This window comes from Streptomyces aureus (assembly GCF_000725495.1).
GTDB lineage: Bacteria > Actinomycetota > Actinomycetes > Streptomycetales > Streptomycetaceae > Streptomyces > Streptomyces aureus_B.
On record NZ_JNZD01000013.1, the window covers coordinates 29,166 to 44,497 of the forward strand.

General features: G+C 72.3%; 12 protein-coding genes. 2 read left to right on the forward strand and 10 right to left on the reverse strand.

Translation table 11 applies throughout. The annotated features are described in order from the left end of the window. Positions 1 to 13: 13 nt before the first annotated feature. From IO36_RS18675 to IO36_RS18700, 6 genes are all read right to left on the reverse strand, one after another. Entirely contained in the window at positions 14 to 400 is a 387-nt protein-coding gene (locus IO36_RS18675) for a hypothetical protein (RefSeq protein WP_107065761.1), read from the reverse strand. 67 nt (positions 401 to 467) lie between these two features. Then, the gene (gene oxc / locus IO36_RS18680) at positions 468 to 2,219 is read right to left on the reverse strand and encodes an oxalyl-CoA decarboxylase (protein ID WP_037621294.1); all 1,752 of its coding nucleotides are present in this window, start codon (positions 2,217 to 2,219) and stop codon (positions 468 to 470) included. Further along, positions 2,216 to 2,512: a formate dehydrogenase subunit delta gene (locus IO36_RS18685; protein WP_245173338.1), complete on the reverse strand. Its 297-nt coding sequence runs from the start codon at positions 2,510 to 2,512 to the stop codon at positions 2,216 to 2,218. The genes oxc and IO36_RS18685 overlap by 4 nt, the downstream gene beginning before the upstream one ends. 1 nt (position 2,513) lies before the next feature. Continuing rightward, positions 2,514 to 5,453, reverse strand: a complete 2,940-nt coding sequence (fdhF, locus tag IO36_RS18690) for a formate dehydrogenase subunit alpha (RefSeq protein WP_245173339.1) — start codon at positions 5,451 to 5,453, stop codon at positions 2,514 to 2,516. Continuing rightward, on the reverse strand, positions 5,450 to 7,069 hold the full coding sequence (locus IO36_RS18695; RefSeq protein ID WP_051900635.1) for a formate dehydrogenase beta subunit: 1,620 nt from the start codon (positions 7,067 to 7,069) through the stop codon (positions 5,450 to 5,452). The genes fdhF and IO36_RS18695 overlap by 4 nt, the downstream gene beginning before the upstream one ends. Further along, positions 7,066 to 7,545 (reverse strand): NAD(P)H-dependent oxidoreductase subunit E, encoded by a 480-nt coding sequence (locus IO36_RS18700; protein ID WP_037621297.1) that lies wholly within the window; start codon positions 7,543 to 7,545, stop codon positions 7,066 to 7,068. Before IO36_RS18700 ends, IO36_RS18695 begins: the two co-directional genes overlap by 4 nt. Before the next feature lie 314 nt (positions 7,546 to 7,859). On the opposite strand from IO36_RS18700, the gene IO36_RS18705 reads away from it, so the two are divergent. Continuing rightward, positions 7,860 to 8,549, forward strand: coding sequence for a GntR family transcriptional regulator (locus tag IO36_RS18705; protein ID WP_037621300.1), 690 nt, complete (start codon positions 7,860 to 7,862; stop codon positions 8,547 to 8,549). Between the two features lie 62 nt (positions 8,550 to 8,611). Here IO36_RS18705 and IO36_RS18710 read toward each other — a convergent pair whose 3' ends face one another. Together IO36_RS18710 and IO36_RS18715 are read right to left on the reverse strand one after the other, a co-directional pair. Then, complete coding sequence (locus IO36_RS18710; protein ID WP_063764881.1) at positions 8,612 to 9,406, reverse strand: acyl-CoA dehydrogenase family protein; 795 nt, start codon at positions 9,404 to 9,406, stop codon at positions 8,612 to 8,614. A gap of 218 nt (positions 9,407 to 9,624) precedes the next feature. Further along, positions 9,625 to 10,176, reverse strand: coding sequence for a beta-class carbonic anhydrase (locus IO36_RS18715; RefSeq protein ID WP_037621302.1), 552 nt, complete (start codon positions 10,174 to 10,176; stop codon positions 9,625 to 9,627). 527 nt (positions 10,177 to 10,703) lie between these two features. On the opposite strand from IO36_RS18715, the gene IO36_RS18725 reads away from it, so the two are divergent. Beyond that, positions 10,704 to 11,588, forward strand: a complete 885-nt coding sequence (locus IO36_RS18725; protein ID WP_037621308.1) for an ABC transporter substrate-binding protein — start codon at positions 10,704 to 10,706, stop codon at positions 11,586 to 11,588. A gap of 45 nt (positions 11,589 to 11,633) precedes the next feature. Here the strand turns inward: IO36_RS18725 and IO36_RS18730 are convergent, their stop codons facing one another. Together IO36_RS18730 and IO36_RS18735 are read right to left on the reverse strand one after the other, a co-directional pair. Continuing rightward, the gene (locus IO36_RS18730) at positions 11,634 to 14,414 is read right to left on the reverse strand and encodes a SpoIIE family protein phosphatase (protein ID WP_078943293.1); all 2,781 of its coding nucleotides are present in this window, start codon (positions 14,412 to 14,414) and stop codon (positions 11,634 to 11,636) included. 132 nt (positions 14,415 to 14,546) lie between these two features. Next, positions 14,547 to 15,293, reverse strand: coding sequence for an SGNH/GDSL hydrolase family protein (locus IO36_RS18735; protein WP_107065745.1), 747 nt, complete (start codon positions 15,291 to 15,293; stop codon positions 14,547 to 14,549). Between the last annotated feature and the right edge of the window lie 39 nt (positions 15,294 to 15,332).

Below are 15,332 nucleotides of genomic sequence, written 5' to 3' on the forward strand. Positions count from 1 at the left end.
GCGCCCCGAAACGTCAGACCACGTTGCCCCACAGCCACCGCCAACGCCGCCGCTCCGTCACACAGGTGGCGGCGGCCAGCACGGTGACGGGGACCGCCGCCCAGGCGGGCCAGGCGAGCCACGAGAACACCACCGCCGAGACGAGCTGAAGCAGCACCAGCAGTACGGTCACCCAACCCGGCACCGGGACAAGGACGTTGGCCTTGTCCCCCGGGGTGGCGAAGACGGTCGGGGCACCGATGAGCAGCACGACGGAAGCCACGGCCAGCAACCACGAACGGTCGGACAAGGCCCAGGGGGTCGCCACCCAGGCCACGATCTCCGTCGTGAAGCGCAGGACGGACGGTATGCGGTCGTCGGGCCGCCCCGACGCGGTCGTTCCGGCGGCGATATCGGTCACCGCGAAACGATCCCACGCCGGGTTCCCGATCACCAGACCTGCGCGCCCCCGGGCGGGCGGTCCGCCCTCACCTCCCGCCCGACCCGATGTTCCCGCCAGTGATCCCCTTCGGGTTCAGATGGGCGATGTGGCCGCTCTCGGTGCCGGCCGAGGGGTCGATGGCGCAGTCGATGAGGGCCGGGCCGCCGGAGGCCAGGGCTTCGGTGAGGGCCGCGGTGACCTCGGCGGGTGTCGTCGAGCGGTAGCCCTTGCCGCCGAACGCCTCGATCATGCGGTCGTGGCGGGCCGTGAGCATGAGGGTGGTCGGGGAGGGCGCGTCGCCGAGCGGGTTGACGTCGTCCCCGCGGTAGACACCGCCGTTGTTCAGGACGACGGTGACGACGGGCAGCCCGTACCGGCAGATCGTCTCCAGTTCCATGCCGCTGAACCCGAAGGCGCTGTCGCCCTCCACGGCGACGACGGGGGCGCCGCTCTCGACGGCGGCGGCGATCGCGTAGCCCATGCCGATGCCCATGACGCCCCAGGTGCCGCTGTCGAGACGGTGCCTCGGTACGTGCATGTCGATGACGTTGCGCGCGATGTCCAGGGCGTTGGCGCCCTCGTTGACGATGTACGTCTCCGGGTGTTCGCGCACCACGTCGCGTACGGCCTTCAGGGCGCCCATGAACTGCATGGGGTGCGGGTCGGCCCTCAGCCGCTCCGCCATCTTCGCCACGTTCTGCGCCGACCGCGCGCCCAGTTCCGCGCGCCAGGCGGCGGGGGCCGAGATACGGCCGGGCTTGGCGCGCTCGGCGATCGCCTCCAGCACCGACTCGATGTCCCCGACGAGCGGGGCCGCGATGGGCTGGTTGCTGTCCATCTCCCGGGCCTCGATGTCGACGTGGACGAACGTGGCGTCCGGGTTCCACTGCGGTGCCTCGCCGTGGTTCAGCAGCCAGTTGAGGCGTGCGCCGACGAGCATGACGACATCGGCCCGCTTCAGGGCGAGCGAGCGGGCGGTGGCCGCCGACTGCGGATGGTCGTCGGGCAGCAGGCCCTTGGCCATCGACATCGGCACGAACGGGATGCCGGTGGACTCCACGAACTCGCGGACGCGGTCGTCGGCCCGCGCGTACGCGGCGCCCTTGCCGAGCACCAGCAGCGGCCGTTCGGCGCCCGCGAGCAGCTCGATCGCGCGGTCCACCGCCTCGGGCCCGGGGAACTGGCGCGGCGCCGGGTCGACGAGACGGCTCAGGGTCCGCGTGCCGGCCTCCGCGTCCATGACCGAGCCGAGCACCGCGGCGGGGATGTCCAGGTACACCCCGCCGGGGCGTCCGGAGACGGCGGTGCGCAGCGCGCGGGCGATGCCCCGGCCGATGTCCTCGACACGGCTCACCCGGTAGGCGGCCTTGCAGAACGGCTGCGCGGCGGCGAGCTGGTCCATCTCCTCGTAGTCGCCCTGTCGGAGGTCGACCAGATGGCGCTCGCTGGAGCCGGAGATCTGCACCATGGGGAAGCAGTTGGTGGTGGCGTTGGCCAGGGCGACCAGGCCGTTGAGGAACCCGGGCGCCGACACGGTCAGACAGATGCCCGGCTTCTTGGTGAGGAACCCGGCGGCCGCCGCCGCGTGGCCCGCGTTGCTCTCGTGCCGGAAGCCGATGTAGCGGATCCCGCGCGCCTGCGCGAGCCGGGCCAGGTCGGTGATCGGGATGCCGACCACCCCGTAGATCGTGTCGACGTCGTTCATCCTCAGCGCGTCGACGACCAGGTGGTAGCCGTCGGTGAGCTCGGTCCGGGTGTCGGCGTTCGCCGCGGTCTCCTGGGTCGAGGGGGCGGTCATGTCCGGGATCCTCCTTGGGCGGATGCTGTCGTCACGGTTGTTCCTCCGGCCGTCCGCGGCCCGTTCTCCCTCGTCCGGGAGGCCCTCAGGAGCCGTACGGCGGCGATCACCAGCGGGTGCAGCCCCTCGGGGTTCTCCTCGGCGTGGGCCAGGAGCCGGGAGCGCATGCGGGGGTCCCAGAAGCGGCCGATGTGTCCCGCCACGGCCTCGGCGGCCGACTCCCCGGGCAGATGACCGAGGTTCACGGCGATGTCGTTGGCCATCCGGCGCTCGGGCGGCCCGGTCGTCGTCATCTCAGTCCACCGCCGTGAGGACGTCGCCGGCGGCGGGCTCGGGCGGGCCGGCTGCGGGCTCAGCTGCGCCGACTGCCGGCCCCGACGCGCCGCCGGCCGGCTCCCGTGTCCCGTCCCCGGCCCGTTCCGCCGCGCCGTCCCCGGCCCGTCCCCCCATGCCGTCCCCGTCCCCGTGTCCGAGCGGACGCGCGAGGCCGACCTGGACGGCGGTCACCTTGTACTCGGGGCAGTTGGTCGCCCAGTCCGAGTTCTCGGTGGTCACCACGTTTGCGCCGGTCACGGGATGGTGGAACGTGGTGTAGACGACGCCGGCCGGCATCCGGTCGGAGATCTCCGCCCGCAGCGTCGTCCGCCCGACCCGGCTGGCCAGGGTCACCAGCGACCCGTCGGTGATGCCGCGGACCTCGGCGTCGTGCGGATGCAGTTCCAGGACGTCCTCGGGATGCCAGGCGACGTTGCCGGTGCGCCGGGTCTGCGCGCCGACGTTGTACTGGCTGAGGATGCGCCCGGTGGTGAGCACCAGCGGGAAGCGCCGGGTGCTGCGCTCGTTGGTCGGCACATAGGCGGTGACGACGAACCGGCCCTTGCCGCGCACGAATTCGTCGACGTGCATGACCGGGGTCCCCTCGGGGGCGGTGGCGTTGCACGGCCACTGCACGCTGCCCAGTTTGTCGAGCAGGCCGAAGGACACCCCGGTGAACGTCGGGGTCACCGCGGCGATCTCGTCCATGATCGCGGACGGGTGGTCGTACGCCATCGGGTAGCCCATGGCGGTGGCGATGTCGCAGACGATCTGCCACTCGTGGCGGCCCGTCCTCGGCTTCATCACCGCGCGCACCCGGTTGATCCGGCGTTCGGCGTTGGTGAAGGTGCCGTCCTTCTCCAGGAAGGAGGCGCCGGGCAGGAAGACGTGCGCGAACCTGGCGGTCTCGTTGAGGAACAGGTCCTGTACGACGACGAGTTCCATGGCTTCGAGCGCGGCGGTGACGTGCTGGAGGTTGGGGTCGGACTGCGCGATGTCCTCGCCGTGCACGAACAGGCCCCGGAACGTCCCGTCGATCGCGGCGTCGAACATGTTGGGGATGCGCAGACCGGGTTCGGCGAGCAGCGTGCCGCCCCACAGCCGCTCGAACACCTCGCGGACGGCGTCGTCGGACACGTGCCGGTAGCCGGGCAGTTCGTGCGGGAAGGAGCCCATGTCGCAGGAGCCCTGGACGTTGTTCTGCCCGCGCAGGGGGTTGACCCCGACGCCGTCGCGGCCGATGTTGCCGCAGGCCATCGCGAGGTTGGCCATGCCCATCACCATGGTCGAGCCCTGGCTGTGCTCGGTGACGCCGAGGCCGTAGTAGATGGCGCCGTTGGGCGCGGTCGCGTACAGCCGTGCGGCGGCCCGGAGTTCGGCGGCGGGGACCCCGCTGATCGGCTCGGTGGCCTCCGGGCTGTTCTCGGGCCGGGCGACGAACTCCGCCCAGTCGTCGAACCCTTCGCACCGGCCGTCCACGAAGGCCCGGTCGACCAGCCCCTCGCTGACGACCACATGGGCCATGGCGTTGACGACGGCGACATTGGTGCTGGGCCGCAGCTGGAGATGGTGCGCGGCCTCGATGTGCGGGGAGCGCACCAGGTCGATGCGGCGCGGGTCGACGACGATGAGCCTCGCGCCCTCGCGCAGCCGCCGCTTCATCCGGGAGGCGAACACCGGGTGCCCGTCGGTGGGGTTGGCGCCGATCACCATGATGACGTCGGCCTCGGCCACAGAGCGGAAGTCCTGGGTTCCGGCCGACTCGCCGAAGGTCTGCTTGAGTCCGTATCCCGTCGGCGAGTGGCAGACCCGGGCGCAGGTGTCCACGTTGTTGTTGCCGAACGCGGCGCGGACCATCTTCTGGACGACGTACACCTCTTCGTTGGTGCACCGCGACGAGGAGATCGCGCCGATCGCGTCCGGCCCGTGCCGGCGCTGGATGTCCCGCAGACGGCGGGCGACCGTGCCGATGGCCTCGTCCCAGCCGACCTCGCGCCAGGGGTCGGTGATCGCGTCGCGGACCATCGGCTTCAGCACCCGGTCGGGGTGGGAGGCGTAGCCGAAGGCGAAGCGGCCCTTCACGCACGAGTGGCCCTCGTTGGCGCCGCCGTCCTTGTACGGCACCATGCGGACGAGTTCGTCGCCGCGCAGCTCGGCCTTGAACGAGCAGCCGACCCCGCAGTAGGCGCAGGTGGTGACCACGGACCGGGTCGGCATGCCGAGTTGGACCACCGACTTCTCCTGGAGGGTGGAGGTCGGGCAGGCCTGGACGCAGGCCCCGCAGGAGACGCACTCGGAGTCCATGAACGTCTCCGCGGCGCCGGGCGAGACCTTGGAGTCGAAGCCGCGGCCCTCGATGGTGAGGGCGAAGGTGCCCTGGACCTCGCCGCAGGCGCGCACGCAGCGGGAGCAGGCGATGCACTTGGCGGGGTCGAAGTCGAAGTACGGGTTGGACGTGTCCTTCTCCGCGTCCAGGTGGTTCTCGCCCTCGTAGCCGTAGCGCACCTGGCGCAGGCCCACCACGCCGGCCATGTCCTGGAGTTCGCAGTCGCCGTTGGCGGGGCAGGTGAGGCAGTCGAGCGGGTGGTCGGAGATGTACAGCTCCATGACGCCCTGGCGGAGCTTCTCCACCTTCGGGGTCTGGGTCCGCACGGACATCCCGTCCGCCACCGGGGTGGTGCAGGAGGCCGGGGTGCCCCGCCGTCCGTCGATCTCCACGACGCACAGCCGGCAGGAGCCGAACGGCTCCAGGCTGTCGGTGGCGCACAGCTTGGGGATGTCGACGCCGGCGAGCGCGGCGGCGCGCATCACCGAGGTGCCCTCGGGGACGGTCACCGCCAGCCCGTCGACCTCCACCGAGACCGTGGCCTCGCCGGGGCGTTCCGGGGTTCCGAAGTCGGGTTCCTTGAGCAGTGTCATGCGGTGCCCTCCCCCCTCGCGCCGCCGGTCCGAAGGGCGTTCGCCCCGGTGTCGGAGCCGCGGTCGAGGAAGTCGTCAGGGAAGTGGGTGAGGGCGCTGCGCACGGGCATCGGGGTCAGCCCGCCCATCGCGCACAGCGAACCGTCGGTCATCAGGTCGCACAGGTCTTCCAGCAGCGCGAGGTTCTCGTCCCGGTCCCGGCCGGCCACGATCCTGTCGATGACCTCGACGCCGCGCACCGAACCGACCCTGCACGGCGTGCACTTGCCGCAGGACTCGGCCGCGCAGAACTCCATCGCGAAGCGGGCCTGGGCGGCCATGTCGACGGTCTCGTCGAAGACGACGACGCCTCCGTGGCCGACCATCGCTCCGGCCTCGGCGAAGGCCTCGTAGTCCATCGGCAGGTCGAACATGGACGGCGGGAGATAGGCGCCGAGCGGTCCGCCGACCTGTGCGGTGCGCACCGGGCGGCCGGAGAGCGTGCCGCCGCCGTAGTCCTCGACCAGTTCGCGCAGGGTCACCCCGAACGCGGTCTCGACGATGCCGCCGCGGGCGATGTTGCCGCCGAGCTGGAAGACCTGGGTGCCGCGCGAGCGACCCACCCCGAGGTCGGCGTACGCCTGCGCGCCGGACGCCAGCACGTAGGGGACCGTGGCGAGGGTGAGCACGTTGTTGACCACGGTGGGTCTGCCGAACAGGCCCTCGACGGCGGGGATCGGGGGTTTGGCGCGGACCGTGCCGCGCTTGCCCTCCAGGCTCTCCAGCATGGAGGTCTCCTCGCCGCAGATGTACGCGCCGCCGCCGACCCGGACGTGCAGGTCGAAGTCGAGCGAGGAGCCGAGGACGCCGTCGCCGAGCCAGCCGCGCTCGCGGGCGGCGGCGATCGCGGCCCTCATGGTGGCGACCGCGTCCGGGTACTCCGAGCGGATGTAGAGGTAGCCCTCGCTCGCGCCGACCGCGTGCGCGGCGATGGTCATGCCCTCGATGAGCAGGAACGGGTCGCCCTCCATGACCATGCGGTCGGCGAAGGTGCCGCTGTCGCCCTCGTCGGCGTTGCAGCAGACGAACTTCGGGCCGTCCGCGCAGTCCAGGACGGTCTTCCATTTGACGCCGGCCGGGAATCCGGCGCCGCCCCGGCCGCGCAGCCCGGACGCGGTGACCTCGGCGACGACGTCCGCGGGCGGCCGCTCCAGCGCGGCGCGCAGCCCGGCGAGTCCGCCGTGCGCCACGTAGTCGTCCGGGGACAGCGGGTCGGTGACGCCGACCCGGGCGAAGGTGACCCGGTTCTGCCGGGCGAGCCAGGGGATCCGGTCCACCACGCCGAGCCGCAGCGGATGGCCGGCGCCGTCGAGCATGCCGGAGGCGAGCAGGTCCTCGACGTCGGAGGGGGCCACGGGCCCGTATCCGACGCGTCCGTGCGGGGTCACCACCTCGACGAGGGGCTCGAGCCAGAGCAGGCCGCGCGATCCGTTGCGTACGACGTCGAGGCGGAAGTCCCCCTGTACGGCGGCCCGTCGCAGGGCGTCCGCGACCTCGTCCGCGCCGACGGACCGGGCCGCCGAGTCGCGGGGGACGTAGACGGTGACGGCGGGGGGTGCCGCGTCCTTGCCGCTCATGATGAGGTCCTCCCGTCGATGAGCGCGCCGAGCCGGGCCGGGTCGACGCGTCCGTACAGCCGTCCGCCCGCCTCCACCGAGGGGCCCAGGGCGCAGTTGCCGAGGCAGAAGACCTGCTCGACGGTGACGGCGCCGTCCGCGCGGGTCTCCCCGGGGGCCAGTCCGGCCTCGCGGGCACAGGCCACCAGCCGCTCGGCGCCGAGCGCCTGGCAGGCCTCGGCTCTGCAGATGCGAACGAGGGTGCGGCCCGCGGGCTCCCGGCGGAAGTCGTGGTAGAAGGTCACCACTCCATGGACGTCGGCCCGGGAGAGGTTGAACTCGTCGGCGAGCACGGCGATCGCCTCCTGCGGCACACAGCCCAACTCCGCCTGCACGCAGTGGAGTACGGGCAGAAGCGCACCGCGCTGATCCCGGTGGGCGGCCGCCGCCCGGCGCACCACGCCCTCGACACTCCCGTCGTCCACGCCGACCGTCATGATCGCTCCGCCTTCCCTGACGCGGGTCCCCGGCGTTGCTCGTAGAGACCGAGACTACCCCATACAGGCTTCTGTATACAGAACTCAATCCGAATCAACTCCCCTCGCCCGGAAGGGAATCGACCTCGGGTGCCCACCCCCGACAACCTGCGAGGGGGCGGCACACCCCGGCAGACCCCGGGATCACCTCCCGGCGGCCCGGTGTCCTGCATACGAAAACCTGTATCCTGACGCGGCCGTCGGCGACGCTCTCGGCGGTCACCTCTTGGCAGAGCCGCCGGCCCCGCGGGGACCGGTGGCGGAACGGGGCTCCCATGCGCGAGGCACTCACGGCCGCCGCGACCCGGCGCGTCACCCGCCCGGCGCCGCTGCGGCAGGCGGTGTACGACGCCCTGACCGAGCTGATCGTCAGCGGCACCCTCAAGCCCGGCCAGCACCTCGTCGAGGCCGAGCTCGCCGAGCACCTCGGGGTCAGCCGGCAGCCGGTGCGCGAGGCACTGCAACGGCTCCAGACCGACGGCTGGGTCGATCTGCGCCCCGCCCAGGGGGCCTTCGTCCACTCCCCCACCGAGGAGGAGGCCGGCCAACTCCTGGGCGTCCGCGCGGTCCTGGAGACCTACTCGGCCCAGCTCGCCGCGAAGAACGCGAAGCCCGAGGACGTCGAGAGGCTCTGGGAGCTGCACCAGGAGGGCGTCGACGCCCTCGCGGCGAGCGACAACGAGCGACTGGTCGCGGCGAACACCGCGCTGCACACCTTCATCACCTCCGTCGCCGCCAACGCCGTACTGGCCGAACTGATCGCGGGCGTCGGCCAGAAGGTGCGCTGGTACTACACGCCGATCGCGCGGCCCCGCGGCAAGGAGGCGTGGAACGAACACGCCCAGCTGATCAGGGCCATCGCCAAGGGCGACCCGGACCGCGCCGGCGAGGTCATGCGCAAGCACACCGAGCGCACCACCGGCTTCTACGCCAGGCAGCTCGCCTCCGGTGCGAACCAGGCCTGACCGAAGCACGGCCGGCCGGGAGGCTTCCCGCGGGGGACGGTTCCCGCGCGGGGTCAGCCCGGTCACGCGGCGGGGGCGGATCGCAGGAGACCGTCCCCCGGCCGGGGACCCTCGGCGCCGGGTCCGGGGGGTGCGCCACGCGCAGCCGTCCCCAGTTCCCGCAGCCAGGGGCGCACGAGGGCCGCCAGCAGGTCGCGCCCTCCGCCGTCCCGCCCGAGCATCACGTCGGCGGGAACGAGCACGGGATCCGCGCACAGGGTGGAGGTTCCGCTGCCTCTCGGCCCGCCCCCGGCCGCCCGGGCCGGGACCAGGAGTTCCGAGGCCTGCGCCGGCACGACCCACAGGGTGAGACCCTCCGCCCCGGCGAGCGTTCGCGAGGACCAGAGATAGCTGTCCGCCTCCCCCGCGGCGACCACCCGCCGCTTGCGGCCCCGCAGGGCGACCACGTCGGCGAAGCGGGTCGCGACCGAGCGTGACCTCTCGTACGCGTCCTCCTCCGCGCGCCCGGCGGGCACCTCCTCGTGGAGGGCGAGGCCGACGAGATGCCGTCCGGCGGCGATCTCCTCGCGCACCCAGGAACCACCGCAGGACTCGATGGCGGCGACCGCGGCGAAGTGGGACGTGAGCACGGCGGCGGTGGCCGGGCAGACGCGCGCGGTCCGCGCGACCACATCGGCGGCCTCGGGCAGTCCGAACCCGGCACCGCCGGCCTCGCGGGCGACGGTGAGCCCGAGCACGCCCGCGCGACCCAGTGCCGAAACGGACTCCCGGGGGAACCTGCCCTCCGCGGCGGCCCGTCGGGCGGCGGGCGCGACGGTCTCGGCCAGGACGGTGGAGAGAGCGGTGCGACAGGACACGGGGTGCCCCCCTCTTCGCGAACGGCTTTCCTGAAGACTGCATACAGTATGCAGCTCGCTCACGCAGTGCACCAGAGAGATGCCGAAACCGTTCCACGGAGACCGAGTTGACGGCACCGGCCCCCGCGGACCGCCTTCGCACCGTCGGCCCGCGGAGACCACCTTCGTGCCGCCGGGCAGGGGCTCGACCCGGCGGCGCGGGAACGGGACGGGACGCCTCAGGTCAGCGGGTCGATCTCCCGCAGCAGCCCGGTCGTGACGTCGAAGACGAAGCCGCGGACGTCGTCGGTGTGCGGCAGGAACGGGGAGGTACGCACCCGCTGCATCGACTGCCGCACGTCCTGGTCGACGTCACGGAACGCCTCGACCGCCCAGGCCGGCCGCTGCCCCACCTCCATCTCCAGCTCGTGCCGGAACTCCTCGGTGATGCTCTGCAGACCGCAGCCGGTGTGATGGATGAGTATGACGCTGCGCGTCCCCAGAGCGCGCTGACTGATCGTCAGGGAGCGGATGGTGTCGTCGGTGACGACACCGCCCGCGTTGCGCACGGTGTGACAGTCGCCCAACCGGAGCCCGAGCGCGGCATGGAGGTCGATCCGGGCGTCCATACAGGCGACGACGGCGACCCGCTGGACCGGCCGGGCGTCCCTACCGGTGTCCACGAACCCCGCCGCGTACGCGCGATTGGCCTCCACGAGCCGGTCTATGACGCTTCCCTCACCGGGAAGACGGTCGGCGGACGGGGCGGATCGGGGTGCTGACGTCGACATGGCGGGCTACCTCACTCCGGTCGGTATCGGAAGAACCGGTCAACAGGGTCACGGACGCGCGGGCGGGGCCACGGGAGCGACACCGCGGCCCCGGCCGCACCGATGAGCATGCCCGGACGGCGCCCCATCAGGCACGTCCCGCGGATCAGGGCGGACGCCCACGGCGCCGCGCCTCCGGACGGGGATGCATGAGCGCGCTAGTGCATACGGTATGGAGTCGTCGGTATTCTCGGGCCGGGGCCGCCGGCTGTCCAGGGCCCCGGCCCGGCGGTCGCGGTCGCAGCCGCACCGGACACCACTCAGCCGGCGACGCCGACAGCGGACGCCGACCGGGCGCGAGGGTGACCGGCACACGGCCGGGCGGGACGCACGCCCCGGCCGATCCTCGTACACCCGGAAGACCGGCACCGGCCCGGACCACGCACCCATCCGCCCAGATCACGGCGCTCCGCGCCCGTGGCTCCGGCAGTCGTACGGCTCGGGGTGTTTTATGGTGACTCAAGGAGTTTGCCCCTACCGGAGGTGCAATGATGCGCGCCGCGGCAGCGATGGCCTCTCTGGCTGCCTGCGTGGCGCTCATCGTCACGGCATCGGCTTGCGACCAGGGCGGGTCGAAGTCCCCGAAGGCCAACTACGGCGAGTGCCCGATCTCGGGACACCGCGGGGAGTTCCACCTGTCGCCCCTGACGGCGGGCGCCCTCACGGTCAAGACGACCCTGCCCGCACCCGGCTGGTGGAACGGCGGGGACACCCCCGCGTCCATCAAGAGCGGCTACGAGTACTGCATGGCCGCGAACATCGCGTACCGGTCGGGGCTCGACCGGGTGAAGGTGGAGAACGCACCCTTCCCGGAGGTGGTGTCCGGGAAGACCAAGGACTTCGACCTGGCCCTCGCGCAGATCACGATCACCCCGGAACGGAGCAAGGTCGCCGAGTTCTCCCCTCCGTACCTCTCCTCGACCCTCGGGGTGCTGATCAGGGACGGCGAGAAGATCGACGGAAGCAACATCCGCGACGTCCGGATCGGCGTGGCCGAGGGCACCACGGGCGAGGAGTTCGTGAAGAACCGCCTCAAACCGAACAAGCCCGTCACCTCCTACCCCAACGACCCGGATATGGTCACGGCCCTGGAGAAGGGCCGGATCGACGCCGTCGTCCACGACACGACGATCCTGCTGGCGTACCCCCAGAAGCGCGAGGGCAGGGTCCGCCTCGTGGGCCAGTACAGGACCGACCAGGGGTACGGCGCCCTGTACCCGAAGGGGTCGGCCAACAGGAAGGAGCTGGACCGGGTCATCAAGCAGCTGATCGACGACGGGACGCTCACCAAGCTGTCGGCGGTCTACCTCGGGGCCGCCTTCGGCCAGGATCCGGCCAAGATCCCGTACTTCACGGTCGAGCAGGGCTCCTGAGTCCGAGCGGGGCGCATACGTCCACCGGCGGCGGGCCGTCCCGCCTCACAGGTCAGCCATCAGCAGGGCGCCCAGGTCCCCGGCGGCCGAGCCGTCGAGCGCCTGCTCGGCCCAGATGATCTTGCCCCGGTCGGTGTACCGGGTCCCCCAGCGGCGGGACATCTGCGCCACGAGGAAGAGACCGCGGCCCCCCTCGTCGGTGAGGGTCGCGCGGCGCAGGTGCGGGGAGGTGCTGGTGCCGTCGGCGACCTCGCAGATCAGGCTGTCGCGGTCGCGCAGCAGCCGCAGACTGATGGGAGTCCCGCCGTACCGGATGGCGTTCGTGACCAGCTCGCTGAGGATCAGCTCGGTGGTGAAGGCGGTCTCGCCGAGCCCCCAGGCCTCCAGCCTGCGGGTGGCCTCGGCACGGATCCGGGGGACGGCCGCGGGGTCGTCGGGCACGTCCCACTCCGCGACCTGCTCCGGGTCGAGCAGCCGGGTACGGGCGACGAGCAGGGCGACGTCGTCGCTGGACCGGGTGCGCAGCATCGCGTCGAGCACCGTCCGGCAGGTGTCCTCCGGCGTGGCGCCCTCCGTGTGGGCGAGCGCGTCCTTCAGCATGCCGAGCCCGACGTCGATGTCCCGGCCGCGGGCCTCGACCAGGCCGTCGGTGTAGAGGACCAGCCGGCTGTCGGCGGGCAGCCGCAGTGAGACCGTCTCGACCGGCAGGCCGCCTCCCACGCCGAGCGGCGGGGCGACCGGGATGTCGGGGAAGGTCACGGAGCCGTCGGGCAGGACCAGTGCCGGTCCGGGATGACCGGCCCGGGCGAAGACGCACCACCCGGAGACCGGGTCGTAGACGGCGTACAGGCAGGTGGCGCCGGTGATGGCCTCGGTGTCGCCCTCGGCCGCCGCGTCCTGGTCGATCCGGGCGATCAGGTCGTCCAGGTGTGCGAGGAGCTCGTCCGGGGGCAGGTCGAGCGCGGCGAAGTTGTGCACCGCGGTCCTGAGGCGGCCCATCGTCGCGGCGGCGTGCAGACCGTGTCCGACGACGTCGCCGACCACCAGCGCCACCCGGGCACCGGGCAGCGGGATGACGTCGTACCAGTCGCCGCCCACCCCCGCCTGGGCGGGCAGATAGCGGTGGCCGACCTCCAGGGCCGACAGCTCGGGGAGCACGCCGGGCAGCAGGCTGCGCTGGAGGGTGACGGCGGTGGTGTGCTCGCGGGTGTAGCGGCGCGCGTTGTCGATGCACACGGCCGCCCGGGCCGCGAGCTCCTCGGCCGGGGACAGGTCGTCCGACTCGAAGGGGTCCTGGTCCGAACGCCAGAACTCCACGACCCCCAGCAGCTGTCCCCGGGCCTGGAGCGGCACCGAGATCATGGAGTGGATGCCGAACTCGATGACTTCCCGGGCCCGCTCCGGGTCCTGGGCCCGCCAGCCGTCCGCGTCGGCGAGGTGCTCCACCAGGACCGGCCGGCCGGTGGTCATGCCGATGGTCACGGGGTTGCCGGGCACGTAGCTCACCAGGGTCCCCGCGGGGTGGAGGGGCACGTCGTCCCGGATGCCCGCGGCGGCGATGCGGCGCATGTCCGTGGTGGCCCCGGTCGGTTCACCGCCGTGCAGGACGTGTTCCACCAGCTCGACGGTGGCGTAGTCGGCGAAGCGCGGGACGGCCACCTCGGTCAGCTCCTCGGCGGTGCGCTTCACGTCGAGGGTGGTGCCGATCCGGGTGCTGGCGTCGTAGAGCAGTCGCAGGCGCCCGCCGGCCACGTCCGCCCGGCCCGCGAGGGCGCGCAGCTCCGTGGTGTCGCGCAGGGTGGCGACGCTGCCCTCCTTCGGCCCGACCGGCCGCACGTTGACCGCGAGCAGGATGTCCCCGGCGAGGAACACCTGGTCCGTGGCCGCGCGGCCCGACACCAGCAGCGCGGCCAGGTCCGGGTTCAGCCCGAGTGCGGCGACCGGGCGGCCCTCGGCCTCCGGCGGCAGGGCGAGCAGCCGCCGTGCCTCGTCGTTGACCAGCAGCAGCCGTCCGTCGCCGTCCAGGATGAGCACGCCTTCGCGGACCGCGTGCAGCACCGCGTCGTGGTGCTCGTACATGCGGGTCATCTCTACGGGCCCGAGACCCCGGGTCTGGCGCCGTAGACGCCCGCTGACCAGGGCCGATCCCCCAGCGGCCAGGAGCAGCGCGGATCCGCCGGCGGCGAAGAGGACCGGCAGCTGGTGCTGCACCACGTTCGACACCTTGTCCACGGTGACCCCGACGGTGACGAGGCCGACGGCGTTCCCCTTGCTGTCGAAGACGGCCACCGTCGAGTCGACGGCCTTGCCCAGGCTGCTGTCGAAGGTGGTCTGGTGGGGTTCGCCGCCGAGCGCCTGGCCGTAGGAGTTGGAGACGTGCTTCCCGATCTGGTCCGGGTCGGGGTGGGTCCAGCGGAAGCCGTACGGGCTCAGAGCGACGACGTAGTCGACGTCGGTCTTCTTGCGCACCACCTCGGCGTGGGGCTGGAGGGCGGCCGTGGGGTCCTTGCTCTTCATCGCCGCCGCGGTGCCCGGGGCGTTCGCGAACGTCTCGGCCACCGTCAGCGACCGGTCGCCGGCCTCGTGGATGGCGCGGTTGCGGTCCTGGAACACGAGGACCACCAGAGCCGTGGCGATGAGTACGAGGATGACGACGAGCTGCAGCAGGAAGACCTGCCCGGCGACGCTGCGCGGCTTGAACGACGACAGCGCGCGCCGCACGGCCGAACGATGGCGTTCCTCCGGGCCGGCTCCCGGCGGCCCGGCCTTCGGCGGCACGCGGTCGCCCCGTCGGCTCACTGGGACGTTTCGTCCGAGTCTGCCCATTTTCTCAGTATCAGTGACCGGCCCGGAGGGCGCGGCTCAGAGCGGGCAGGTCCCGGGTCCCGGGTGACGTCGTCACCGTCCGGGCCCGGGGCCGGTCAGGGGGCGAGCCGGGTCGGCCCGCCCCGGCGGCGGTCAGCTGTTGGCGTTCAGGACGGGGTAGTAGCCACTGGAGTGGCCGGTGGCGGTGGGGTGGTAGGACTCCCAGCTCGGCGAGACCACCAGGGAGTGCAGCCAGCCGTCGCTGGAGCACAGCTCGTGTCCGCCGAACGCGCTGCGGACGTCACCGAAGACGAAGCCGTGGGCGGCGGCCCGTGCGGCGATGACACCATCGATGACGTCGGAGGCCTCGTCGATCTTGCTGTGCTTGGTGGCGCTCAGACCGACACAGAAGACGTTGAGCGTATACATGTGCGGGTAGCCGAGGACGACCACCTTGGCGTTGGGCGCCTTGGCGCGGATGGCGTCGTAGGTGGCGTCGAGGCGGGCGGGGAGCGTGTCGCGGGCGTAGGCCTCGGCCGTGTTCACGCGGTTGACGCAGGTGGTGTCCGAGCCGGTCACGCACGTCGTCATGACATCCGAGAAGCCGGCGTCGTTGCCGCCGATGGTGAGGGAGACGAGTCCGGTGGAGGAGTTCAGGGGGGCGAGCTGAGTGTTCGTCACGTCGGTGGTGACCGCGCCCGAGCAGGAGGTATCGGCGAACGAGGACGGTGCGTGGGCGTTCTTCCACAGATAGGGGTAGGCACTGAGGCTGCGGTGGCAGTCTCCGCTCGAACTGTCGTAGTTCCCGGCGCCATTACCGGCCGAGTACGAGTCTCCCAGTGCGACGTAGGCCGGGCCGGCGGCGCGCGCCGGGCCGGTCAGCACCAGGCCGGACATCATCGCGAGTCCGAAGGCGAGGAGGACGGATCTCCATCTGAC